The organism is Vibrio sp. 1288, assembly GCF_033344475.1.
Map to the genome: position 1 here is coordinate 1 of NZ_JAWPOX010000051.1, position 24,964 is coordinate 24,964.

The 24,964-nt window shown below is 44.7% G+C and carries 24 protein-coding genes and 1 tRNA gene; 15 read left to right on the forward strand and 10 right to left on the reverse strand.

Translation table 11 applies throughout. From position 1 onward, the window contains the following. Positions 1–123 precede the first annotated feature (123 nt). The 10 genes from R8O11_RS23060 to luxS all read left to right on the forward strand — a co-directional run bounded on the left by R8O11_RS23060 (position 124) and on the right by luxS (position 11,306). Positions 124–200 (forward strand) — tRNA-Arg (locus R8O11_RS23060). Positions 201–753: 553 nt separating this feature from the next. Beyond that, positions 754–1,011 (forward strand): oxaloacetate decarboxylase subunit gamma, encoded by a 258-nt coding sequence (locus tag R8O11_RS23065; RefSeq protein ID WP_005379932.1) that lies wholly within the window; start codon positions 754–756, stop codon positions 1,009–1,011. Between the two features lie 31 nt (positions 1,012–1,042). Beyond that, a complete protein-coding gene (gene oadA, locus R8O11_RS23070) occupies positions 1,043–2,827 on the forward strand; it encodes a sodium-extruding oxaloacetate decarboxylase subunit alpha (RefSeq protein WP_149192423.1) in 1,785 nt (594 codons plus the stop codon). A gap of 9 nt (positions 2,828–2,836) precedes the next feature. Continuing rightward, positions 2,837–3,967 (forward strand): sodium ion-translocating decarboxylase subunit beta, encoded by a 1,131-nt coding sequence (locus R8O11_RS23075; RefSeq protein ID WP_318194493.1) that lies wholly within the window; start codon positions 2,837–2,839, stop codon positions 3,965–3,967. A gap of 123 nt (positions 3,968–4,090) precedes the next feature. Then, positions 4,091–5,041 (forward strand): NADP-dependent oxidoreductase, encoded by a 951-nt coding sequence (locus tag R8O11_RS23080; protein WP_132936928.1) that lies wholly within the window; start codon positions 4,091–4,093, stop codon positions 5,039–5,041. Further along, on the forward strand, positions 5,035–5,496 hold the full coding sequence (locus R8O11_RS23085) for a YqaA family protein (protein WP_005379938.1): 462 nt from the start codon (positions 5,035–5,037) through the stop codon (positions 5,494–5,496). The genes R8O11_RS23080 and R8O11_RS23085 overlap by 7 nt, the downstream gene beginning before the upstream one ends. A 9-nt stretch (positions 5,497–5,505) precedes the next feature. Then, complete coding sequence (locus R8O11_RS23090) at positions 5,506–8,349, forward strand: pitrilysin family protein (RefSeq protein ID WP_318194494.1); 2,844 nt, start codon at positions 5,506–5,508, stop codon at positions 8,347–8,349. Positions 8,350–8,505: 156 nt separating this feature from the next. After that, positions 8,506–10,074 carry a glutamate--cysteine ligase gene (gshA, locus tag R8O11_RS23095; protein ID WP_318194495.1) on the forward strand — a complete coding sequence of 523 codons (1,569 nt, stop codon included), beginning with the start codon at positions 8,506–8,508 and terminating at the stop codon, positions 10,072–10,074. Between the two features lie 23 nt (positions 10,075–10,097). Then, positions 10,098–10,703: a hypothetical protein gene (locus R8O11_RS23100; RefSeq protein WP_005379943.1), complete on the forward strand. Its 606-nt coding sequence runs from the start codon at positions 10,098–10,100 to the stop codon at positions 10,701–10,703. Positions 10,704–10,787: 84 nt separating this feature from the next. Beyond that, complete coding sequence (gene luxS / locus R8O11_RS23105; protein WP_005379945.1) at positions 10,788–11,306, forward strand: S-ribosylhomocysteine lyase; 519 nt, start codon at positions 10,788–10,790, stop codon at positions 11,304–11,306. Between the two features lie 68 nt (positions 11,307–11,374). Here the strand turns inward: luxS and R8O11_RS23110 are convergent, their stop codons facing one another. Both R8O11_RS23110 and R8O11_RS23115 read right to left on the reverse strand, forming a co-directional pair. Beyond that, on the reverse strand, positions 11,375–12,655 hold the full coding sequence (locus R8O11_RS23110; RefSeq protein ID WP_213899254.1) for an HlyC/CorC family transporter: 1,281 nt from the start codon (positions 12,653–12,655) through the stop codon (positions 11,375–11,377). A gap of 124 nt (positions 12,656–12,779) precedes the next feature. Next, positions 12,780–13,574: an inner membrane protein YpjD gene (locus R8O11_RS23115; RefSeq protein WP_005379950.1), complete on the reverse strand. Its 795-nt coding sequence runs from the start codon at positions 13,572–13,574 to the stop codon at positions 12,780–12,782. Between the two features lie 224 nt (positions 13,575–13,798). Here R8O11_RS23115 and ffh point away from each other — a divergent pair, with 224 nt between their 5' ends. From ffh to rplS, 5 genes are all read left to right on the forward strand, one after another. Beyond that, complete coding sequence (ffh, locus tag R8O11_RS23120; protein ID WP_005385423.1) at positions 13,799–15,181, forward strand: signal recognition particle protein; 1,383 nt, start codon at positions 13,799–13,801, stop codon at positions 15,179–15,181. 209 nt (positions 15,182–15,390) lie between these two features. After that, positions 15,391–15,639: a 30S ribosomal protein S16 gene (gene rpsP / locus R8O11_RS23125; RefSeq protein ID WP_005379962.1), complete on the forward strand. Its 249-nt coding sequence runs from the start codon at positions 15,391–15,393 to the stop codon at positions 15,637–15,639. A gap of 29 nt (positions 15,640–15,668) precedes the next feature. After that, the gene (gene rimM, locus R8O11_RS23130) at positions 15,669–16,217 is read left to right on the forward strand and encodes a ribosome maturation factor RimM (protein ID WP_005379964.1); all 549 of its coding nucleotides are present in this window, start codon (positions 15,669–15,671) and stop codon (positions 16,215–16,217) included. 27 nt (positions 16,218–16,244) lie between these two features. Next, complete coding sequence (trmD, locus tag R8O11_RS23135; protein ID WP_017635923.1) at positions 16,245–17,006, forward strand: tRNA (guanosine(37)-N1)-methyltransferase TrmD; 762 nt, start codon at positions 16,245–16,247, stop codon at positions 17,004–17,006. A gap of 41 nt (positions 17,007–17,047) precedes the next feature. Next, on the forward strand, positions 17,048–17,401 hold the full coding sequence (rplS, locus tag R8O11_RS23140; protein ID WP_005379971.1) for a 50S ribosomal protein L19: 354 nt from the start codon (positions 17,048–17,050) through the stop codon (positions 17,399–17,401). A gap of 311 nt (positions 17,402–17,712) precedes the next feature. On the opposite strand, the gene yacG is transcribed toward rplS, so the two are convergent. The 8 genes from yacG to nadC form a co-directional block, all read right to left on the reverse strand. Next, positions 17,713–17,907: a DNA gyrase inhibitor YacG gene (gene yacG / locus R8O11_RS23145; RefSeq protein WP_017635922.1), complete on the reverse strand. Its 195-nt coding sequence runs from the start codon at positions 17,905–17,907 to the stop codon at positions 17,713–17,715. Between the two features lie 158 nt (positions 17,908–18,065). Next, positions 18,066–18,806, reverse strand: a complete 741-nt coding sequence (gene zapD / locus R8O11_RS23150) for a cell division protein ZapD (RefSeq protein ID WP_042521326.1) — start codon at positions 18,804–18,806, stop codon at positions 18,066–18,068. A 27-nt stretch (positions 18,807–18,833) separates the two neighbouring features. Then, on the reverse strand, positions 18,834–19,448 hold the full coding sequence (coaE, locus tag R8O11_RS23155; RefSeq protein ID WP_042521328.1) for a dephospho-CoA kinase: 615 nt from the start codon (positions 19,446–19,448) through the stop codon (positions 18,834–18,836). Further along, entirely contained in the window at positions 19,449–20,318 is an 870-nt protein-coding gene (locus R8O11_RS23160; RefSeq protein WP_318194496.1) for an A24 family peptidase, read from the reverse strand. A gap of 64 nt (positions 20,319–20,382) precedes the next feature. Then, on the reverse strand, positions 20,383–21,606 hold the full coding sequence (locus R8O11_RS23165) for a type II secretion system F family protein (RefSeq protein WP_017635918.1): 1,224 nt from the start codon (positions 21,604–21,606) through the stop codon (positions 20,383–20,385). A 23-nt stretch (positions 21,607–21,629) separates the two neighbouring features. Beyond that, the gene (gene pilB / locus R8O11_RS23170) at positions 21,630–23,315 is read right to left on the reverse strand and encodes a type IV-A pilus assembly ATPase PilB (protein ID WP_042521331.1); all 1,686 of its coding nucleotides are present in this window, start codon (positions 23,313–23,315) and stop codon (positions 21,630–21,632) included. Between the two features lie 10 nt (positions 23,316–23,325). After that, entirely contained in the window at positions 23,326–23,757 is a 432-nt protein-coding gene (locus R8O11_RS23175) for a pilin (RefSeq protein ID WP_042521333.1), read from the reverse strand. Positions 23,758–24,018: 261 nt separating this feature from the next. Continuing rightward, positions 24,019–24,906, reverse strand: coding sequence for a carboxylating nicotinate-nucleotide diphosphorylase (gene nadC / locus R8O11_RS23180; RefSeq protein WP_042521335.1), 888 nt, complete (start codon positions 24,904–24,906; stop codon positions 24,019–24,021). Positions 24,907–24,964: the final 58 nt, after the last annotated feature.

The following is a 24,964-nucleotide window of genomic DNA, read 5'->3' on the forward strand; positions in this document are numbered from 1 at the left end:
TTAGCTCAGCTGGATAGAGTACCTGGCTACGAACCAGGCGGTCGGAGGTTCGAATCCTCCAGGACGCGCCACTTATTGCAGGGTAATGCCCTGATGTTGACGAAAGTCGATATCGAAAACTGCGCGTCCTTAGCTCAGCTGGATAGAGTACCTGGCTACGAACCAGGCGGTCGGAGGTTCGAATCCTCCAGGACGCGCCACTCATTGAAACAGCCTCGCAATTGCGAGGCTTTTTTGTATCTAGACATCTGAAATATGGCGTAGGATCACTAGAGCCTATGTTCCTCTTTTTTAAAAGCGAATATGTGCGTATCTAAGCAATTTGCTATCAAGCTTCTGTCGCATCGTGTGAAATCATCCTGATTATCCCTCCTATACACTGACTTCCATTTTTCATTTCAATCACTCTCATGTAGTCACTTTGTTTGTTATTTGTTTGTTTATTGTTAATCTTGTTCATCTTTTTGTTTTTGTTGGTTTTTACTGCGTGAGTCCCGATTTGATTTTGAAATCTAAATCGCAGTTTTTATTTATGTCCTCCTTTACTCTGTTCGTAAGGTGATAGCGATTTGAAGTGATTATTTTGTCATGAACTGTGATCTGGGTAGTGAATAAATAATCATTTATCAGGATTACTACAAACCTTCCTTAAACAAAATTGACAAAATTTAACCAATCGAGATAATCCATGGGTCGGGATTTGACACTATTAAAGTCCTGCACGTTGTCAGGATGACAAAGAAAGGAAGCAACATGACTAATATAGGAAGCCTGCTAGTAGATGCGGCCACCCTGATGCTAACGGGGATGGCGGTCGTATTTATTTTCCTCACTATTCTTGTTTATCTCGTTCGGTTAATGTCGAAATTGGTACCAGAAGAAGTACCAGAGCCGATCGCAGCACCAAAAACAAACACTAATATTCAATCAACCTCTTCAGCTGTTAGTCCACAAGTAGTGGCGGCGATCTCGGCTGCGATTCATAAACATCGCGCCTCATTCGCGAAGTAGCCGAACTAGGATTAAAAAGGAGTTTAAGAGCATGTCTAAACCACTAGCTATTACTGATGTGGTCCTTCGTGATGCCCATCAATCACTATTTGCTACGCGTATGCGTATTGAGGATATGCTGCCTATCGCAGCTGAGTTGGATAAGGTTGGTTACTGGTCTCTAGAGACTTGGGGCGGTGCAACATTTGATTCTTGTATTCGATTCTTAGGAGAAGACCCTTGGGAGCGTTTACGTGAACTAAAAAAAGCGATGCCTAATACACCAATGCAAATGCTACTGCGTGGTCAAAACCTTTTAGGATACCGCCATTATGCCGACGACGTAGTAGAGAAGTTTGTTGAACGCGCGCATGCTAACGGCATGGATGTATTCCGTATTTTTGATGCAATGAATGACGTGCGAAACTTCCAGAAAGCCGTTAAAGCAACGGTTGATGTTGGTGCGCATGCTCAAGGTACGTTGTCTTACACTACGAGCCCAGTGCATAACGCAGACACTTGGGTTGACTTGGCAAAACGCCTAGAGGATTTAGGTTGTCACTCGCTGTGTATTAAAGATATGTCTGGCTTACTTAAGCCTTATGAAGCGGAAGAGCTTATCACGCGTATCAAAGCGTCTTGTGATGTGCCATTGGCACTTCATTGTCATGCAACAACGGGGCTGTCTACAGCAACAGCGGTAAAAGCAGTAGAAGCCGGTATTGATATTCTCGATACTGCGATTTCTTCAATGAGTTGTACTTACGGTCATACACCGACTGAAACGGTAGTCGCTATGCTAGAAGGCACCGAGCGAGATACCAATTTGAAACTCGAGCAACTGGAATCTATCGCCGCATATTTCCGTGAGGTACGTAAGAAGTATGCGAAGTGGGAAGGCCAGTTAAAAGGAGTCGATTCACGCATCCTGATTGCTCAAGTGCCTGGTGGTATGCTGACCAATATGGAAGGCCAGTTGAAAGAGCAGGGTGCTGCGGATCGCATTGATGAAGTATTAGAAGAGATCCCTCGTGTACGTGAAGATCTTGGTTTCATTCCATTGGTGACTCCAACTTCACAGATCGTCGGTACGCAAGCGGTGATTAACGTTCTTACTGGCGAGCGCTACAAGAGTATTACCAAGGAAACCGCTGGCCTATTGAAAGGTGAGTACGGTCAAGCGCCAGCCGAGTTAAATGCAGAACTGCAAGCGAAAGTGCTTGATGGTAAAGAGCCAATTACCTGTCGTCCTGCCGATTTACTTGAGCCTGAAATGGAGACGCTTACGGTTGATCTGATGGAGAAAGCGAAATCAGAAGGCATTAAGCTAGCAAGTGAGCGTGTTGATGACGTACTCACTTATGCACTTTTCCCTCAAGTTGGGCTTAAGTTCCTTAAGAATCGTGAAAACCCAGAAGCATTTGAGCCTGCACCAACGCTAGAAGCTGCGAAGCCTGCTGTACCTGTAGCTCAACCAGCAACTGGTGGTGTAGAAACTTATAGTGTACGTGTTGACGGGCAGGTGTATGAGGTGGAAGTTGGCCCTCAAGGTGAACTGACATCTGTTGCTCCTTCTAATGCACCGGCAAAATCGGCTACACCTAGCGCACCTTCTAATGCTTCAGCAGAAGCGGTACCTGCTCCTCTTGCAGGTAACATCTTCAAAGTGAATGTTCAACCTGGTGCTGAGGTAGCTGAAGGCGATGTATTGCTCATCCTTGAAGCGATGAAAATGGAAACTGAAGTACGAGCGGCGCGTGGTGGTGTGGTTCAAGAGCTGAACGTTAAAGAAGGCGATGCTGTCACAGTAGGTGCGCCTCTGTTGAGCCTGGCGTAAGGGAGTATCATGGACGGATTGTTAACCCTTTGGGGAGAAACAGGGATCGCTAACTTCGAGTTCGGCCAAATCTGTATGATGCTGGTTGGTTGTACCTTGCTGTTTTTGGCAATTAAAAAAGGATTTGAACCTTTACTGTTATTGCCGATTGGTTTCGGTGCTATTTTGGCGAATATTCCAAATGCTGGCTTTACTGAGCCTGGTGGCTTGCTCTACTACGTTTACTACATTGGGATTGAATCGGGTGTGTTCCCGCTATTGATCTTCATGGGTGTGGGCGCGATGACCGACTTTGGTGCTTTGATCGCAAACCCAAAAACGTTGTGGTTAGGTGCGGCTGCGCAGTTTGGTATTTTTGCAACACTGTTTGGCGCTATTTTACTCAACTATGTACCTGGCATGGAGTTTTCCATGGCGGATGCATCGTCTATCGCGATCATCGGTGGTGCTGATGGGCCAACAGCGATTTTCTTAGCGAGTAAGCTCTCTCCAGATCTGCTAGGTGCGATTGCAGTCGCGGCATACAGCTATATGGCATTGGTGCCGATCATCCAGCCACCAATCATGAAAGCACTGACAACCAAGGAAGAGCGTCAAATCAAGATGGCTCAGCTTCGTCATGTTGGTAAATGGGAGAAAGTCATCTTCCCGCTTGCTGTATTACTGATGACGATTCTGTTCTTACCTTCAGCTACGCCATTGGTTGGTATGTTCTGTTTGGGTAACTTGATGCGTGAAGCTGGTGTGGTCGATCGTTTATCGAAAACTGCTCAAAATGAATTGATCAACATAGTGACTATCTTTTTAGGTCTTGGTGTTGGTTCTAAGCTGCAAGCTGAGCAGTTCTTGAACCTAGAAACGTTAGGTATCTTGGGGTTAGGCGCAGTTGCATTTAGTATCGGTACTGGTGCGGGCGTCCTGATGGCGAAACTGCTTAACAAGTTCTCGAAAGAAGACATCAACCCACTTATTGGTGCGGCTGGCGTTTCTGCGGTACCAATGGCCGCGCGAGTCGTAAACAAAGTTGGTTTACAAGCTAACCCGCAAAACTTTTTGTTAATGCATGCGATGGGACCAAACGTTGCTGGTGTGCTGGGTTCAGCCGTTGCGGCTGGTATATTGTTAGCACTTGTTGGTTAGACATTATTGAAAATGGAATGATCAACCAATTTACAAAATCACGATTAACTTAGGTTAACAAAATGGTTTATAGTCAAAGGGATGCTTTCGCATCCCTTTTTGTTTTCTTGCAGGGAATGGTTTATGGAACACAAACAGATCGTTATCACTGAGTTTGGTGATGCCAACGTACTCGCGATTCAACATGCTTCTACACCATCACCACAGCCTGGTGAAGTCTTAGTAAAAGTCGCTTTTTCAGGCGTAAATCCTATTGATGTCAAAACTCGAGCTGGGCTCGGTTGGGCGGCAGCGCAGAATAAGGATAATTTACCTTGGGTGCCAGGTTACGACATCTCAGGAAAAGTGATGTCTTGTGGAGAGAGGGTATCACGTTTTAATGAAGGTGATGAGGTGGCTGGATTTATTGGTTTCCCAGTTCGAGGCGGTGGTTACAGTCAATACATATGTGTTCCAGAAACTGAGTTAAGTCATGTTCCTAGCTCTGTCACTTTGGAGGCAGCTGCTGCATTACCGTTGGCGGGACAAACTGCGGCACAAGCTCTCAGTAAGGCTAATGTGAATGAAAACGATCGCGTACTTATCCTCGCTGGTGCCGGTGGTGTTGGACACCTCGCGGTACAAATTGCGATCGCGACGAAAGCGGAAGTCTTTACAACCTGCAGTGAACGAAATTTAGATTACCTTGCGACGCTCGGTGCTCATGCAGTGAACTATCAATTTGCACCAGTGTCAGAACGTGTTGAAGATGTTGATGTTTTGATTGATTTAGTAGGCGGAGATGCTGCGTTAGATGCGCTTAAATGCCTGAAAGACAATGCGAGAGTCATCACCGTTCCAACCATAACTGCTGAGCTGATTTGTGAAAAAGCCAAACTCCTAGGCTTTGAGGCTAGTGGCATGTTGGTTGAACCAGACCCTGCGCAGTTAGATACCTTGTTGTACATGGTGGGCGTTGGCTTACTGAAGACTGAAATTCAACAGGTTTATCCTATGAGTGATGTTATTGGTGCTCACCAGCAGGTCGAATCAGGAAGAACCAGAGGCAAGGTGTTGCTTGATATGACATGCTAGAAGCATTTAACACGAGTTTTGAAAGTTTAGCGCTTTGGTTTTCAGATTCAGCATTATGGGTGCTTTTCATGACCGGTTTTCTCAGTGCCACGTTGTTGCCTGGTGGTTCTGAGGCGGGCTTAGTTGCCACTCTCTCATTAAATCAATACTCCGTTTCTTCAATTGTTATGGTCGCTACTATCGGTAATACGCTTGGTGGCTTAACAAATTATTGGCTTGGCTTGTGGATTCCCAACAAAGCACAAGAGGAAAAGCACGGTCATACCGCATTAAAGTGGCTCTCTAAGTATGGCTATTGGGGGTTGTTTTTTAGCTGGTTACCTGTAATAGGAGACCCGCTGTGTTTAGCCGCAGGGTGGCTAAGAATGAAGTTTCTGCCTTGCGTGATTTTAATATTTTTAGGAAAGGCTGCTAGGTATAGCTTACTTGCGGCCATCTATCTCGGATTATTTTAAGGAAAGTACATGAAGATGTTTTGGGTTGGCGCGTGTTCACTGTTGGTGATCACGGGCTGTGCATCAAATACGCCAGTTTCATCACTGCCGAAAGGGGTAACTTTCGTTGAGTCATCGAAAGCTGAAGAAGGCAAAGTTAAGATTCCATACCAAAAGTATAAACTCGATAAAGGTTTAACGGTGATCTTAGCTCCTGAAGATTCTGACCCATTGGTCCATGTGGATGTGACTTACCATGTTGGTTCAGCTCGTGAAGAAGTGGGTAAGTCTGGTTTTGCGCATTTTTTTGAGCACATGATGTTCCAAGGTTCAGAGAACGTTGGTGACCAAGAGCACTTCAGAATCATCACAGAGGCTGGCGGCACGTTAAATGGTACAACAAACCGCGATCGTACTAACTACTTTGAAACTGTCCCTGCTAACCAGCTCGAGAAAATGCTGTGGTTAGAGTCTGACCGTATGGGCTTTTTGCTGGATGCGGTTTCTCAACGCAAATTTGAAATTCAGCGTTCTACTGTAAAAAATGAGCGAGCTCAGCGTTACGATAATCGTCCTTATGGCTTAATTTGGGAGCGCATGTCCGAAGCGCTATATCCTGAAGGTCATCCGTATTCGTGGCAAACCATTGGTTATGTTGAAGATCTTGATCGTGTTGATGTGAACGACCTCAAAGCGTTTTTCTTGCGTTGGTATGGCCCAAACAATGCGACTATCACGATCGGTGGTGACTTAGACGTTGAACAAACTCTAGAGTGGGTAAATAAGTACTTCGGTTCGATTCCTCGTGGTCCTGAGGTTGAAAATGCGCCGAAACAACCTGCAAAACTGCAAGAAGATAAATACATCACTCTAGAAGATCGTATTCAACAACCTATGGTGATGATCGCGTGGCCAACAACCTACAACGGCGAAGAAAGCCAAGCGTCTCTCGATACATTATCGGAAGTATTGGGTGGCGGTACCAACAGCGTGCTCTATCAAGACCTAGTGAAGACTCAAAAAGCGGTCGATGCTGGTTCATTCCATGATTGTGCTGAACTGGCGTGTAACTTTTACGTTTACGCAATGGGTGATTCTGGAGACAAAGGCGACCTATCAAAACTGTACGACGAGCTTTTACAATCACTGAATCAGTTTGCGGAAAAAGGCGTGACAGAAGATCGCCTTGAGCAGTTGAAGGGTAAAGCGGAAGCGGATGCTATTTTTGCGCTAGAAAGCGTTAAAGGTAAAGTGACTCAGTTGGCTTCCAACGAGACATTTTTCGGCGATCCTGATCGTCTTGAGCAACAGCTTGAACAAATCCGTGCAGTTACGCCGACTTCGGTAGAAAAAGCGTATACGGACTTTATTCAAGGTAAGAACAAAGTGACCCTAAGCGTGGTCCCAAAAGGAAAAACAGACCTTGTCGTAAAACCTGCGACCTTTGTGACGCCAAAGCGTACGCTGCCAGAATATGAGAAGATTTCCGATGACCAATTGGCGTATCGTCGTGCGACCGATAACTTCGATCGCTCAGTGCAACCGCCAGTAGGAGAACCAGTGAAAGCGACGATGCCAGAGCTGTACGAGTTACATTTCAAGAATGGCTCAGAGCTGCTTGGTGCAGTTAGCGATGAAACGCCGACGGTGATGATGCAATTTAGTCTACCTGCAGGGACACGTTTTGTTGAAAAGGGTAAAGAAGGTCTTGCCCAATTGACCGCTGCGATGTTGCAAGAAGGTACAACGAAACGCAGTGTCGAAGAGATTCAAGCTGAGCTTGATAAACTGGGTAGTGTTATCTCTGTTAATGCCACAGGTTATACAACAAACATCAGTGTTTCTGCTCTAGAAAAGAACTTAGAGCCAACGTTAGAAATTGTCGAAGAGATGTTGCTGTCTCCTGCATTTAATCAAGATGATTTCGAGCGTGTAAAAATGCAAGCGCTAGAAGGCCTGGTATATGAGCACCAAAATCCAAGTTGGATGGCGTCACAAGCGAGTCGCCAGGTGCTCTATGGGGATTCGGTTTTTGCTCGACCAAAAGACGGCACGCAAGCAGGTGTCAGTGCATTAACGTTGGATGATGTCCGTGAATTCTACTCGAAGCATTACACGCCACAAAGTGCGCAAATCGTCGTTGTTGGTGACATCAATAAACAGGAAATTGAGCAGCAACTGACGTTCTGGAAAAACTGGCAAGATGAAGCTGCGCCATTGTATGCACCGCAAAGCATTGCTGCATTAGGTGAGCAAAAGCTCCATCTTGTTGATAAACCAGGAGCGCCGCAAAGTGTGGTCATGATGGTTCGTCAAGGTATGCCTTACGACGCAACGGGCGATTTTTACCTAAGCCAACTGGCAAACTTCAACTTAGCTGGGAACTTCAATAGCCGCATTAACCAAAATCTACGTGAAGACAAGGGTTACACATACGGTGCTTACGGATATTTCTCTGGGAATCCAGAAACAGGCTCGGTGGTTTTCACCGCGCAAGTACGAGCGGATGCAACGGTTGCTTCGATCATTGAGATGGAAAATGAGCTAAATGAATACTCGCAGTCAGGTATTACTGATGAAGAGATGAAATTTATGCGTCAAGCGGTCGGTCAAAAAGATGCACTGAAATATGAAACACCAACACAAAAAGCGGAGCTCATCAGTGATATTCTTAAGTACAACCTCGATCATGATTACTTGCAGCAAAGAAACGCTATCGTAGAAAAAGTCGATAAGCAGACGTTGAATGCGCTGGCTCAGAAATGGTTTGATCCAAATGACTATCAGATTATCGTCGTTGGTGATGCTAAATCGTTGCGTCCTCAATTAGAAAAGTTGGGGAAAGACGTAGAAGAGCTTGAAATCATTCGATAGAGTACACATTTAATAGCGGAGAAACGTTTCTCCGCTATTCATCTAGATAAGCAACTTTTCGTGGGTTATTTATCTAGATGCATTAATTATCAATAACTTAGCTTACACTTGTGTTATGTAACAAGTGTCCTGCTCCCAATATAAGCGAACCTCATTTTGACTGATTTTGCTGCGCGACTAAAAAAAGTTGCATCAAACCCCGAAGTATTTAAGCAGTTTGGACGCGGTGTTGAGCGAGAAACTTTGCGCTATCGTCAGGATGGACATCTAGCTACAACTCCTCATCCTGAAGGGTTAGGCTCTGCGTTCACAAATCAATGGATCACAACGGATTTTTCGGAATCATTGTTAGAGTTCATTACGCCTGTGTCACATGAAATTCCAGAACTGATGGCACAGCTGAAAGATATCCATCATTTCACTCAAACCAAAATGGGTGAAGAGAAAATGTGGCCACTATCAATGCCTTGCTACGTAGGCTCAGAGGATGATATTCAGTTAGCCCAGTATGGCTCTTCGAATGCAGCGAAAATGAAAACGCTGTACCGAGAAGGCCTAAAGCGTCGCTATGGCAGCCTGATGCAAATTATTTCAGGTGTCCACTTTAACTTCTCGTTTCCTGAAACATTTTGGGATGCGCTCTATGGCGAGCAAGATGAACAAGCCCGCCAAGATGCTAAGTCTGATGCGTACTTTGCGTTGATCCGTAATTACTACCGCTTTGGCTGGATGATTCCCTACTTCTTTGGTGCATCACCAGCGTTATGTAGCTCTTTTATTCAAGGTCGTGAAACCGATCTGCCATTCGAGAAGATTGGCGGGACATTATATTTGCCGAAGTCGACGTCTTTGCGTTTGAGCGATCTTGGCTATACCAATAGTGCTCAAAGTGTGCTGAAAATTGGTTTTAACAGCATTGACCAATACCTCGATGGTTTGAGTGATGCGATTCGCCACCCATCAGAAGAGTTTGCGAAAATTGGGGTAAAAGTGGATGGTGAATACCGCCAGCTTAATTCCAATATCTTACAAATTGAGAATGAACTGTACGCTCCGATTCGTCCAAAACGTGTATCGAAAAGTGGTGAGAAGCCTTCAGATGCGTTACGACGCGGTGGTGTCGAATACATTGAAGTTCGTTCTCTAGATGTTAACCCATTCAGCGCAGTGGGCTTAAATGAAGAGCAAGTACGATTCTTGGATCTCTTCCTTACCTGGGCGGCCTTGTCAGACTCAGACCCTATGGATAACTGTGAATTAGAGTGTTGGCGCGATAACTGGAATAAAGTCATTGTTTCTGGCCGTGAAAAAGGTCTAATGCTGCAAATTGGTTGTCAAGGTGAACGTCTATCTCTACAAGATTGGGCACACCGAGTTTTCGTCGAGTTACGTCAAATAGCACAGCAAATGGATATGACCGCTGGTGGCAGTGCATACCAAGATGTGTGTAATCAACTCGAGACATGGATTGATAACCCAGAACTAACGATCTCTGGTCAACTATTAGAGCTAACGAAAGAGCGGGGTGGGCTAGGTAAAGTTGGTTGTACTCTTGGTATGAAGTACCGTGATGAAAACCTAGCTCACGGTTATCAGTACTACTCACAAGATACGATGGAAACGGAAGTAGCGTCGTCCGTGGAAAAACAAAAGCAAGCAGAGCAGAGTGACACGCTTTCTTTTGATGATTTTTTGGAAGATTACTTTGCTTACCTGAAGCAGTAATGACTAACTAAGGATTGGTGCGGTTGAACATTAAGTCGTCAGTAGTAGCGGTACTTGGAAGCGTGTTACTTGCAGGTTGTGCTACGGCACCGCCAAAGCAGCAGAATAACTTATGCGAGATATTCCGAGAGAAATCCGGTTGGTACGATGATGCCAAAGATATGGAAGATGAATGGGGGACCCCTATTCATGTCGCTATGGCCATCATTAAACAAGAAAGCAGCTTTCGGCACGATGCAAAACCACCTAAAGATTATTTGCTAGGGTTTATTCCTTGGGGACGAGTCAGCAGTGCGTATGGTTACGCTCAAGCTCAAGACCCTGCTTGGGAAGACTTCCAAGATGCCACAGGTCAGGGTGGCTCTCGTACCAACTTCGATGATTCTATGATGTTTGTCGGTTGGTATACTCATGAAACACGGCGTCAGCTAGGGATTTCATTATGGGATCCCTATAACCAGTATCTGGCTTATCATGAAGGGCGAGGTGGGTATAAGCGAGGTACTTATAATCGAAAGCCTAGTTTAATCAAAGTCGCTCGACGTGTTGAACAAACAGCGAAAACTTATGGCTGGCAGCTGAAGCAATGTCGTCAGGAATTAGAAGACAACAGCAGCTGGTTCTTTTAGCCCACAGTCAGTTCATGTGCTGTAGGGATGAATGACATTTATCCATTACCGAAAGGTACTGGAGTTACAATCAGGAGAGATGTAATGCCTTTACTCGATAGTTTTACCGTGGACCACACTCGTATGAATGCACCCGCTGTACGAGTGGCGAAAACCATGCAGACCCCAAAAGGGGATACGATTACTGTTTTCGACTTACGCTTTACTGCGCCAAACAAAGACATTCTTTCTGAAAAAGGTATTCACACCCTAGAGCACCTTTATGCAGGCTTTATGCGTAATCACCTAAACGATGATTCTGTTGAGATCATCGATATTTCGCCTATGGGTTGCCGCACAGGTTTTTACATGAGCCTGATTGGCACACCATCAGAGCAGCAAGTCGCAGATGCTTGGATTGCAGCAATGGAAGATGTGCTGAAGGTAGAAAGTCAGAATAAGATCCCTGAACTTAACGAATACCAATGCGGCACGGCAGCAATGCACTCTTTAAAAGAAGCACAACAGATCGCAAAGAACATTTTGGATGCTGGTGTTTCGGTGAACAAAAATGATGAACTTGCTTTGCCTGAGTCGATGTTAAAAGAGTTGCGCATCGACTAGGTGCTCATTAAGAAGCATATTGCCCCAATAAGTAAAAAAGCCTGACATGAGTCAGGCTTTTCTTTTGGTTATTTGGATGTCGATTTTTTCTTCTTCGGATAAACACGAACGAGCTTGATTCGGTTCTCTTCAATCTCAACAAGTTCCATTGGGTGACCCGCTACTCTCACACTTAGATGGCTCTCAGGAATATCTTCCAAGTGTTCTAAAATGAGCCCGTTTAGCGTTCTCGGACCATCCGTTGGTAAATCCCACTTCAGGCCTTTGTTGATATCTCGGATATTGGTGCTGCCTTCAATAAGGAAGCTTCCGTCACCTTGAGGACTGATCTCATCAGAGAGGCTTGGAGAAATTGACGTCGTGAACTCACCAATGATCTCTTCCAGAATATCTTCAAGAGTGATTAGACCGATGATATCACCGTACTCATCCACGATCAGACCGATACGTTGCTTGTTGCGTTGGAATTTCAACATTTGCACGTTCAATGGTGTGCCTTCTGGGATGTAATAGACCTCATCAGCAGCACGTAATAGCGTTTCTTTGTTGAATTCGTTCTTTTCCAACATCAGACGATAAGCCTCGCGCAAGCGCAGCATACCAACCACTTCATCAATTTGGTCACGATAGAAAACTATGCGCCCATGTGGTGAGTGGGTTAGCTGACGAACAATGGATTTCCAGTCGTCGTTAATATCGATACCAGTAATTTCATTGCGTGGGACCATAATGTCGTTCACGGTGACGTGCTCAAGATCCAAAATAGACACTAGCATGTCTTGGTGTCGGCGAGGGATCAAACCGCCAGCTTCATTTACCACCGTACGCAGCTCATCGGAGCTAAGATGATCTTCTGCTGAGTGATCCGCTCTTACGCCAAGTAAGCGGATAAAGCCATTCGTAATAAAGTTAACAAGCATCACTAAAGGCGACAGTAACTTCATCAGTATGGTCAATAATATACTGCTCGCGTAGGACACACGTTCAGGGTAAAGCGCTGCAATTGTTTTAGGGGTAACCTCGGCAAAAACCAATATAACCATAGTTAGTGCACCGGTTGCGATAGCGACACCTAAATCACCATACAAACGCATACCAATAATGGTCGCGATAGCAGACGCGAGAATATTAACGAGGTTGTTGCCGATAAGAATAAGACCAATCAAACGATCTGGACGGTCTAATAGTCTTTCGACTCGCTTAGCACCCTTATGCCCGTTTTTGGCTAAGTGTTTTAAGCGATAACGATTCAGAGACATCATCCCTGTTTCTGAACCGGAAAAGTAACCTGATATGACGATAAGACACGCGAGTAGCGCAAACAAGATACCCGTAGAGATGTCGTCCAAAACGTTGCTGTTCCTTGTAAGTATTGGGTTATATAACGGTTGAGTAAGTCCGTTAAGTCAAAGAGTTAAGGCGTACTGTATTTTATCTAGCCTAAAATATAAAGGATAGGAGCCCTAGAGCTCCTTAATTCAAGATGATTTCTTTTACAAAGCGACTGCCAAAATATGCCAGAGTTAACAGTGTTGCTCCTGCAACAGCGAACCATGTGACTTTTCTACCACGCCAGCCTTTTTGATAGTGACCCCAAAGCAGTATTGAGTACACCACCCAAGCGATGAAAGAAAGAATGCCCTTATGTGCCTTACCTTGGGCAAACATATCCTGCACAAAGACAAAGCCAGTAATGAGCGTGGCAGTTAACAATAAGTTACCGATCAAAATAATTTTGAAGAGTTGACGCTCCACCATTAATAGAGGCGGCAGGTTTGGGTTAATCGCCAAAGATTTTTTTGCTTTCAGTTTGTGATCCAGCCAAGCCAACTGAAGCGCATAGAGTGCCCCGATAGTTAAAGTCGCGTATGAGAAGAGCGCAAATGAAATATGAATGAGTAGCTTAGGGTCATTCTCTAGGTGCTTTATAAACGTGCTTGGCAAAAATGTGGCAGCAGATAAATTGATGGCAGCAAAGCTATAAACGACAGGCAATAAAAACCACAGTCGGTTTTTCAACATAGCAAGGCTCATGACCAGAGAAATAATAAAACTGATCAAAGAAGCCACGTTGAGAATACTCAGGTTTTGACCTGAACCATCAAAAATCAGATCACTCAAAATCCACGCATGAAAAACAAGCGCACAGGCAGCACTAGCAAACACTGTTTTTGCTTTGATTCCTGACTGTTGTGAGAGTCCGGGTATGATGGTCGCAATCGCCAAGACATAAAGTATGGCGGCCGCGATGGCTATTAAGCTATCCATGAATCCTAAATATTATTGTGCACGATGGAGAAATTATACCTTGCATTACACTTTGGGGCTACGATATATCCGACATCAATCGTGAGAGATGAGATATTGAAATTAATAAGTTACCGCACCATATATAAATAGAGACAAGAATAGGACAGCGGTACGGGTATGACTCAGACCTTGGCTAATGTATACTCACACTAATTAATCGCCATTTTAGCGAAGAGACAAAGATGTTTGAGAATTTAACGGATCGATTATCCAAAACGCTGAAAAATATCAGTGGTAAAGGTCGTCTGACCGAAGACAACATTAAAGAAACCCTACGTGAAGTCCGAATGGCTCTACTTGAAGCTGACGTTGCGCTTCCGGTCGTTCGTGAATTTGTGAACCGCGTTAAAGAAAAAGCGGTGGGCGTAGAAGTTTCTAAATCTCTGACTCCAGGTCAGGAATTTATCAAGATCGTTCAAACAGAACTTGAAGCCGTAATGGGTGAGTCGAATGAGGCGCTAAACCTTGCTGCTCAACCACCTGCAGTGCTTCTTATGGCTGGTCTACAAGGTGCGGGTAAAACCACATCGGTAGGTAAGTTATCTAAGCTTCTAAAAGAACGTGACAAGAAGAAAGTCTTGGTTGTGTCTGCCGACGTTTACCGTCCTGCGGCAATCAAGCAGCTTGAAACACTGGCATCAGACATCGGTGTTGACTTCTTCCCATCATCACCAGACCAAAAGCCTATTGATATCGCCAATGCAGCAATTGACCATGCGAAGAAAAAATTCTACGACGTACTTATTGTCGATACCGCAGGTCGTTTGGCAATTGATGAAGAGATGATGGGGGAGATCAAAGATCTTCACGCAGCTATCAACCCAGTAGAAACGCTATTTGTTGTTGACGCCATGACGGGTCAAGACGCAGCAAATACAGCAAAAGCCTTTGGCGATGCGCTACCTCTTACTGGTGTAGTTCTAACTAAGGTTGATGGTGATGCTCGTGGTGGTGCGGCACTTTCAGTACGCCATGTCACGGGCAAACCAATCAAATTCTTGGGTGTCGGTGAAAAAACTGACGCGCTAGAACCGTTCCACCCAGATCGTGTTGCTTCACGTATTCTTGGCATGGGTGACGTTCTGTCTTTGATTGAAGACCTACAACGCAACGTTGACCAAGAAAAGGCAGAAAAGTTAGCGAAGAAGTTCAAAGAGAAGAAAGGTTTCGACCTTGAAGATTTCCGTGAACAGCTAGGCCAGATGCAAAACATGGGCGGCATGATGGGGATGATGGATAAGCTTCCAGGAATGTCCCAGCTACCAGACAATGTGAAAGATAAAGTCGATGACAAGATGTTCAAACAGATGGAAGCGATCATCAGCTCCATGACAATGAAAGAACGTCAACGCCCAGAAATTATCAAGGGCTCGCGCAAGAAGCGTATCGCGGCTGGTTCTGGTGTGCAGGTTCAAGATGTAAACCGCTTACTAAAACAGTTCACCCAAATGCAGAAAATGATGAAAAAGATGCAAAAAGGTGGCATGAAAGGCATGATGCGCAACATGCAAGGCATGATGGGCGGCATGGGTGGTGGCGGTGGCTTCAACCCATTTGGTCGTTAATTAATCGATCACGCATAGATTCAGGGTGTTAGGTACGTCACAAACTTTAAATTCAATTTATGTTGGTGAAAAAGTAACTAAACTCCTTGCATTGCTCCGGGAGAAGAGTAAAATTCCGGAGCTTTATTTTGGCACGAGACCCCAAACTGTTTAATTTCTTGAATGGTTTTTGGGGTTAATTTTATTTTTGAGAAAGCAAAGAGGACGACATGGTAACCATTCGTTTGGCACGTCACGGCGCTAAAAAGCGTCCATTTTATCAAATCGTAGTAGCGGACAGCCGCAACGCTGCAACTGGCCGTTTCATCGAGAAAGTTGGTTTCTTCAACCCAACTGCTAAAGGTCAAGAAGAAGGTCTACGTCTAGACCTAGACCGCGTTAACCACTGGGTTGGTCAAGGCGCGTCAGTATCTGACCGTGTTGCTAAGCTAGTTAAAGACGCTCAAAAAGCGGCTTAATTTTTTACTTGAAAAGTAGAAACTAGTTTATGTCGATGAAAGGTAAAGAAACAATGAGCAACGAAAAGATTGTTGTAGGCAAGTTTGGTGCTACTTACGGCATTCGTGGTTGGCTTAAGGTTTTTTCCTACACAGACAATGCTGAAAGCATTTTCGATTACAGCCCTTGGTACATTAACCAAAAGGGCAAGTGGGTTGAGTACAAAGTAGAAAGCTGGAAGCGCCATAACAAAGGTATGGTGGCTAAGCTGGAAGGCATGGATGTTCGTGAAGACGCGCATCTAATGACGAACTTTGAAATTGCTATTGACCCTGCGGTACTTCCTGAATTGTCAGAAGATGAGTTCTACTGGCGCGAATTGTTTGGGATGCAAGTTGTAACTACTAAAGGTTACGATCTAGGTGTTGTTACTGACATGCTAGAAACTGGCTCAAACGATGTTCTGGTTGTTAAAGCAAATCTTAAAGATGCTTTCGGGCAGAAGGAACGATTAATCCCGTTCCTTGAAGAGCAAGTGATCATTAATGTTGATCGCGAAGCTCAACGGATCGAAGTTGACTGGGATCCTGGATTCTAATCTCCAAAATTACAGAGCGAGATAAACATGTGGGTTGGCGTTATTAGCCTTTTTCCAGAAATGTTCCGTTCTGTTACTGATTTTGGAGTAACAGGTCAAGCGGTTAAAAAAGGTCTTTTGTCGATTGAAACTTGGAATCCTAGAGATTTCACTCACGACAAACATCGCACAGTCGATGACCGACCTTACGGTGGTGGCCCTGGTATGTTAATGATGGTTCAGCCTTTGCGCGATGCCATTCATACCGCGAAAGCAGCCTCACCGGGCAAGACGAAAGTCATCTACCTTTCTCCTCAAGGTCGCAAGCTCGACCAGAAAGGAGTGGAAGAACTGGCAACGAATGAGAACTTGCTTCTGATTTGTGGTCGTTATGAAGGGGTAGATGAGCGCATCATTCAATCTGAAGTCGACGAAGAATGGTCGATTGGTGATTTTGTGATGACGGGTGGTGAGATACCAGCCATGACGTTAATCGACGCTGTCTCTCGGTTTGTTCCGGGTGTACTAGGGGATTTCGCGTCAGCAGAAGAAGACTCTTTTGCAAATGGCTTGTTAGATTGCCCTCACTATACGCGTCCAGAAGTATTGGATGACAAAGAGGTACCAGCGGTACTGATGTCAGGCAATCACAAGGATATTCGTCAATGGCGACTCAAGCAGTCGTTGGGCCGTACTTGGCTAAGAAGACCAGAGCTCCTGGAAAACCTAGCTCTGACTGACGAACAGGAACAATTACTTGCTGAGTTTGTTAATGAGCATAAAGCCATTAAAGAACATAACGCAAAGTAACCTAATTTATTTAGTATCAGTTTATTCTAGGAATTTAAAAAATGAGTAACATCATCAAAGCTCTTGAAGAAGAGCAAATGAAATCAGACCTACCTAAATTTGCACCAGGTGACACTGTTGTAGTTCAAGTTAAGGTAAAAGAAGGTGACCGTGAGCGTCTACAGGCTTTCGAAGGCGTTGTAATCGCAATCCGTAACCGTGGTCTACACTCTGCTTTCACTGTGCGTAAGATCTCTAACGGTGAAGGTGTTGAGCGTACGTTCCAAACACACTCTCCAATCGTTGATAGCATCGAAGTTAAACGCCGTGGTGCAGTACGTCGTGCCAAGTTGTACTACCTACGTGAGCGTTCTGGTAAGTCTGCTCGTATCAAAGAGAAACTTGCTAAGAAGTAATGCTATAACTAGCGTTCTCATCTTAAACGGAGTCCTTTTAGGGCTCCGTTTTTTTATTTGTGTAATTAGCTTGCTCGTTTCTTTTCTCCCGACCTGCACTGTCGATGCTCATGCACTGACGTACACTCCACGCCTCTACCTTGCTGTGAATAGATTCCTGATGTCGCTATGGCTCCTCGGAATGACAGGAAATGATGGTCAAAGATTATAGAGTACCGTGGTTAAAATTCGTCATTCTGGACAGCGACGACGGAGCGTGATTCGGTTCCCCAAGAAGGAACCTAGGGTATTCCTTTACCCTAGGTCTCAATTTAATACTGGTCTTCAGACCAGCCATCACTATCGGACATATCGGGTGCGCCTGGGATGGTGTTTTCTTCATCTGCCCATTCACCAAAATCAATCATTTGGCATTGTTTACTGCAGAAAGGGCGATGAGGACTTTGTTCTCCCCATTCTACGTCGGCGCCACATTGTGGGCATTGAACGATGGTAACTTTAGACATAGTTGAGCGTCCCATTACTAATTGGTGTTAAAGGGTAGTATACCTAAACGAATTAAAGATGGCTTATTCAACGCGCTATTGCTGCTACGAAATTTTATCAAATATAAGCGCAATAAAGCGTTGAATTTTAGATTATGGAGGCGAGGCGTAGTGTCGTCTTAGCTGCAAACAGCAAGTTCAAATTCAATATCTTGTGTGCATGCTTGACCGTTTTCAAACGACATGAACTTGATCGCAAAGCGGTTTTTATGGCCTGAAATCATAGGATACACGCCATATTCCATTGGGATGTGAAGTCTTAGAATGTTGGCTTCATCAGCGTCACTTTGGAAGAAACCTGCACGACCGATTTGAGCTTTGAAATGTCCGGTCTCTCTAGTGAGCTTTAACCATAACGAAAGCGCATCAGATAAGGGCTTTAAGCTTGCTTGCCACTGTTGTGCATCACGCTTTTTACGTTCAATAGATAGATGAAGCCAGTAGTGTAATGCTGGCAGATCAAAACAGCATGAACCACCCGGTAGATTAAAGCGTTGACGGATAGAGCTTAGGAAGCGATCTTCTTTTAATGCTTGGCCAAAACGTTCAGCACCCATTAGTTGGCTATGAACGACATCTATCTCTTGTAGCAAGGTATTTAATGCGTCTTGATCGACACCATCGACATTGAGCCAATGGCGGTACGACAGCCGTTGCTTCTCAAGATCTTTAGCCAGTTCACTTTTCAGTTGGATTTGTTCGAAGATCTCAACCATATCGAATAACGCACGGAAAAACAGTTGATACTGATGATTTTCGCTAAACCCAGAGGCCAAGTGAGCCTGACGCAGCAGAGACTCCACTCTTAGATAAATACGAGTTTTCTCATTTAACGGATGTTCAAATTTGTGCGTGGTCATCGACATAAGCCTTTGTGAGTTTCGTTCCTATTTTCGCAGATTTTTCTTACACATGGCTAGGTACTTTTCGTGCAAATCTGTGATTTGAAGCAAAAGATCAGGGTCACTTGGATTATTCTTAACCACATCGTCTGCAAGCGCGAGCCTTTGCTCTCTTGATGCTTGAGAGGAAAGGATGGCGCGAACTTGATCTTCACTCACATTGTCTCGTTTCATCGTGCGAGATATCTGTGTATTCGGTTCTACATCGACGACAAGAATGCGATCACACAAACTATCTAGCTTGTTTTCTACGAGCAACGGCACCACAAGTAACGCATACTCTGAAGTGACTTGCTGCAAATCTTCGATCATCTTTTCACGAATTATCGGGTGCAACAGTGCATTGAGCCATGCTTTTTCATCTGAATTCGAAAAGATTTTTTCTCTCAGCTTTGCGCGATCTAAAGTTTGGTCTTCACGAACGATATCGTGACCAAAGTGTTCAATAATCGCGTTTAGGCCGGGAGTACCTGGCTCGACAACTTCTCTTGCTACAATGTCGGCATCGACGATATCGATTTTAAATTGTTGTTTGAACAGATTCGCGACGGTTGTTTTTCCACTAGCGATACCGCCTGTTAAACCAATAACCAAAGCCATTTACACTCCTAGAACTGAAGTAAAGTACCAGTTTAAAATCTGGTCGCCCCAAATTAAGCTTATCCAACCAGCAATTGCTAAGTAAGGACCGAAAGGGAAAGCTTTTTCAATTCTCTGCTTTTGCAAGCGTAGTTGAATGATGCCAAATACGATGCCAACCACAGAAGAAAGTAGAATGATCATCGGCAGTGACTGCCAACCTAGCCAAGCTCCTAGTGCCGCCAGTAGTTTAAAATCACCATACCCCATTCCTTCTTTACCAGTAAGTAGCTTAAAGCCCCAGTAAACGGACCAGAGACATAGGTAACCAGCAATAGCACCAATGACAGAATCTTGTAGAGTAACAGGACTTATTTCGACTAATGCTAAGGCAATGCCAGCCCAAGTTAATGGTAATGTTAATTGGTCAGGTAACAACATAGTATCGAGATCGATAAATGTTGCGGCGATTAAGATAAAAGTAAAAAAGAGTAGGGCAACGGTAAAGTAACTAAAACCAAAGTAATAAGCGATAAAGCCTGAACAGAACGCGGTGAGCAGTTCAATCAGTGGATAGCGTGCACTAATGGTTGCCTGACAGTTGTGACATTTGCCTTTTAAAAGCAGCCAGCTAATCACAGGAATGTTGTCGCGAATACGTATCGGTGTTGCGCATTTCTGGCAGGAGGAGCGTGGAACGCTCAAGGTCAGCACTTCTTTAGGAGGTTCTATTTTGTATTCAGGAAATGACTCGGCACATTCGCGTCGCCATTCTAGTTCCATGATTTTAGGTAGTCGATAAATAACCACATTGAGGAAGCTACCCACGATCAGACCGAAGATGGTGGCAAACACAACGAATAGCCAAGGGTAGTACTGGAATACTTCCATATTTGTCTCTTGAGCGATGAGTGAAATCAGCAAGATGCTGTTTTAAAGGAGTTAACAGCTCATTCTAGCCCAATACACTCATTAAGTTAAAGATTGGCAAGTACATTGCTGTCACTAATCCGCCAACAACGATACCTAAAAAAACGATAATTAGTGGCTCTAGAATTTTACTAAGGTTGTCGACGGTGTTATCGACTTCAAACTCGTAGATCGTTGCAACTTTATTGAGCATGTCGTCAAGTCGACCAGACTCTTCACCGATCATGACCATTTGTAACACTAATTCAGGGAACACATTACAGTTACGCATGGCAACATACATTGGCATACCTGCGGCGGTATCACGGTAAACTTCTTCTATGGCGAGTTGATAGTGCAAGTTTCCTGAGGTTTTTGATGTGGTTTTTAAACTGGTTAGAATTGGAATACCCGCTGTAAAGCTTGTGGCGAGTGTTCGACTAAATTTGGCGATAGCGGCTTTTGATAATACGGGCCCGAGGACAGGAAATTTAAGCACAGAGCGATTGAGCATTAAGCGAAAAGAATCTGAACGCTTAGAGAGGATTCTCGCTGAGATGAATAGACTGATAGAGCCTAGTGCTATAAATGGGCTCCAGTTTTGTGTCCAGGCGGAAAGATCTAACACTTGCCTGGTAAACCACGGTAAGTCAGCACCAAAACCAACAAACATTTTTTCAAACTCGGGAATGACTTTGGTGAGCATGATAAACGACACTCCTAACGCTACTAGCACTACCATGGCTGGGTAAATCAGTGCTTTGATCACTTTCGCACGAAGCTGCTCATTTTTTTCTCGGTAGGTGGCTAAGCGCTCGAATACTTCTGCTAAGTTACCGGATTGCTCACCTGTGGCGATAAGATCGGTATAGAGTGGGTCAAAGTGTTCACTTGCAGTGCGCATGGCTTTTGACATGGGCGTCCCCGCTTCAACGGCGCGTGTCACGCTCATCAAAATGGATTTCATCTCTGCTTTTTTATGATTTTCTGAGACCAATTTTAAAGCCTGAACTAAGGGTACACCGGTTATCAACATCGTCGAAATCTGACGGGTAAACACCGTGATGTCTCTGCCTTTCACGCGATGGCTGAGTTTAGTGAGAAACGAGATACTGCTTTTCTTTAACTTCTTGATCTTGATGTGCTGTGCGTCTAGACGCTCGCGTACTTCAATTTCCGTCATCGCGAGGGTTTGTCCAGATGTCTTTTTGCCTGAACTGTTGATGCCTTTCCAGCGGAAGTTTTTAAGTTGTGGTGTAGTGCTTTTCATAGAGGTGACTGCTGATTAAAGGATTAAAAATAAAGTACGCGCTGTAGTTCACTAAAACTTGTGATCCCTTGTTTGAGTTTTTCTATGCCCGACATTTGTAACGTGCTCATACCATTTGCGATGGCGAGTTTTTCTAGTTCATGTACCGAGGCGCCTTTAATAAGCGCTTCGGAAAGAAATTCATCAAAGCGCATCACTTCATAAATCCCCGTTCGGCCGGAATAACCATGGGTACACTCATTACATCCATCGGGATTGGCTTTAAAAATGTTGTCGCTTGCTTGAATTCCAAGGTGTTGTAGCTGAACGGTAAGCTCTTGTGATTGTTTACAGTGCGAGCACAGTTTACGGGCCAAGCGCTGGGCAATAATCAAACTAAGAGATGAGGCCAAGTTAAAGCTTTCTACGCCCATGTTTGATAAACGAATAACCGTTTCAGCCGCAGAATTGGTATGCAAGGTTGAAAGTACTAAGTGACCGGTTTGAGATGCTTTTATAGCGATTTCGGCGGTGTCTAAGTCACGAATCTCACCGACCATTACCACATCCGGGTCTTGACGTAAGAAAGAGCGCAGGGCTTCGGCAAAACCAAAACCAATCTTAGGCTGAACTTGAACTTGGTTAATGCCCGATAAGTTAATTTCTACTGGGTCTTCTGCCGTGGAAATGTTGATTTCTGGCTTATTGAGGATACTTAGCCCAGTGTATAGAGAAACGGTTTTACCGCTCCCTGTTGGGCCTGTCATCAGAATCATGCCTTGTGGGCGACGCAGCGCATCCAAGTACAATTGTTTTTGTTGTTCGCTATAACCAAGCTTGTCGATATCCAGTGACGCAGAGCTGCTGTCGAGCAGTCGTAGTACAATTTTCTCTCCGAATAGAGTCGGTAGTGTGGATACACGCATATCAATCGCGGTGTCTTGATTCAACTTGAGCTTTATACGCCCATCTTGTGGTAAACGTCGCTCTGCAATATCAAGCTTAGAGAGGATTTTGATACGAGCGGATAAGCGGCGACTTAAGTGGCTTGGTGGCTGCTGTGTTTCAATTAAGATGCCATCACAGCGTAAGCGAACGCGGTACATCTTTTCATAAGGCTCAAAGTGGATATCGGATGCGCCTTTGCGCACAGCGTCCAGCAGAATTTGGTTTATGTAACGGCTGACGGGCGACTCGTCTTGGCTCAAGTCTTCAATGTTGTCGATTTCATCTGCGCCCACATCAACCAGGTTGGCTAATTCTTCTTGGTTGATCTCTTTTAGCCCAGACTTTTCCTGCCCAAGTGCGCGGCCATATAAGCGCCGAATCGCAGCGGTCAGCTCGCGAAAATCAGCGAGAACAAGTTCTACTTGCAACCCTGTCGCAAAGCGGAAGTCATCTTCTGCTTGTTGGTTCGTGGGGTCGGCAACCGCTAATAATAACGTTGAAGGCGTACGTTGGAGTGGGAGTGCGTTATGCCGAGTGATTAATTCACGTAGACCGAGTTGTTGACAAAGCGAAGCGTACTCGTACTGAGATAACTCGGGCTGATTTAAACCAAAGAGAGAGCTTAAGTGCTCAGCGAGTTCGCTTGACGTGAATAACCCTGAACTGAGTAAAGCCTCTGGCATCGAAATGCCAGAAGCTTTGACTTGCTCTATTAACGATTCTTCTTGGGAAAACGTCAGTACTCCTCTTTGGCGAAGAACCGTGGATAAGTTGGTTAACATTAACAACTAGTTATTGGCAGCCATCAATTGCTGGGACTGTACCAGCACGAGCACAAGACCAACCTTCGGTTGCACTACGAGAGAAAGTTAAAGTATCACTCGAGGTCATTGAGCTATTTGAACCAAAAGCAAATTCTAGAGTTGGTACCGCACCTGAACCAGATCCAATTGCTGATGTTAGTGTGCCTAAATCGTTAGCTGAAGCTACTGAACCTAAATCAGAAAGACCAGCAGCCGAGCTCGTTCCATTTTCTTGATAATAGAGTTCAGCCGGAGTAATTAGGGACTTTAACGTAGCAAGAGCTGATGCGGCTTCTGATTTTTTTACGTAGTCTTGATAAGCTGGTATGGCGACGGCTGCCAAAACACCAATAATCGCCACCACAATCATCAATTCGATCAGAGTAAAACCCTGTTGTTTTTTCTGTTTACTGTTTTTCATTTTTAACCCTTTCCTAAAAATTAATAATGCTCTTGCATTAGCGAAAGATTATGGAGAGTTAAGGTGGGTTGAAAATGGGGAAGGGATGGGCTCTCGAGTGAGGTAAAACTCTTTGGTGAAAAGTTGCATATCGCATGCAGAGTTTTGCGAGTAGTACTATTTTTTAGTGGATAAAAAGAAAGGGCCTATTGGCCCTTTTTAATGATGAATTACTCACAACTTACTGAGTTAGTTGAAGTAATTTAGATTGTGTTGCTTTTATTATTTGAAGCGCATCGAAAGATCCATCGCTTTTAGATGCTTAGTCAACGCGCCTACCGAAATGTAATCGACACCGGTTTCTGCGTATTCTGCGATGGTCTCTAGCGTAATGTTGCCGGAGTTCTCTAAAGCGGCACGACCTGCGTTAATCGCTACGGCTTCACGCATCATTTCTTTTGTGAAGTTATCGAGCATGATGATGTCGGCACCAGCCTCTATCGCTTGCTTCAACTCTTCTAAGCTTTCCGTTTCTACTTCTACCGGTTTGCTTGGGTTAAGCTCTTTCGCTTTTTGGATGGCTTGGGTGATGCCACCACAAGCAATAATGTGGTTTTCTTTAATGAGGTAAGCGTCGAACACGCCGATGCGATGGTTAAGGCCACCACCACACGTCACGGCGTATTTTAGTGCGCTACGCAGACCTGGAATGGTTTTACGTGTATCTAGTAGACGACACTCAGTATGCGCGATTTTTTCAGCGTACTCTGCGGTAACTGTTGCGCAGCCAGACAGCGTTTGGATGAAGTTCATTGCGTTACGCTCACCAGTCAACAAGTCACGAGCAGGGCCTGTCAGCGTGCAAAGGGTTTGGTTAGGCTCGACTTTATCGCCGTCCTTTACGTGCCATTCAATACTGACCTTGCCACCGAGCTGTTTAAAAACTTCATCAGCCCATGCTTGACCACAGAACACACCATGCTCACGAGTAATAATCGTTGCGGTATTAACCGCCTCGGCAGGGATCAAAGATGCAGTAATGTCGTTATCTACATCGACACTGCCACCTAGATCTTCTTTTAAGGTATCAGCGACAGAGCGAGTGATCTCTAAAGGGAGTTGTTGTTTAAGGTATTCTAGGCGTTCTTGAATGTTGTGTGTGTTCTTCATCGCAAATCTTGTCTTGAAAGGGAGATGGCAACGAATGATACTCTCCGGTGTCAATAAT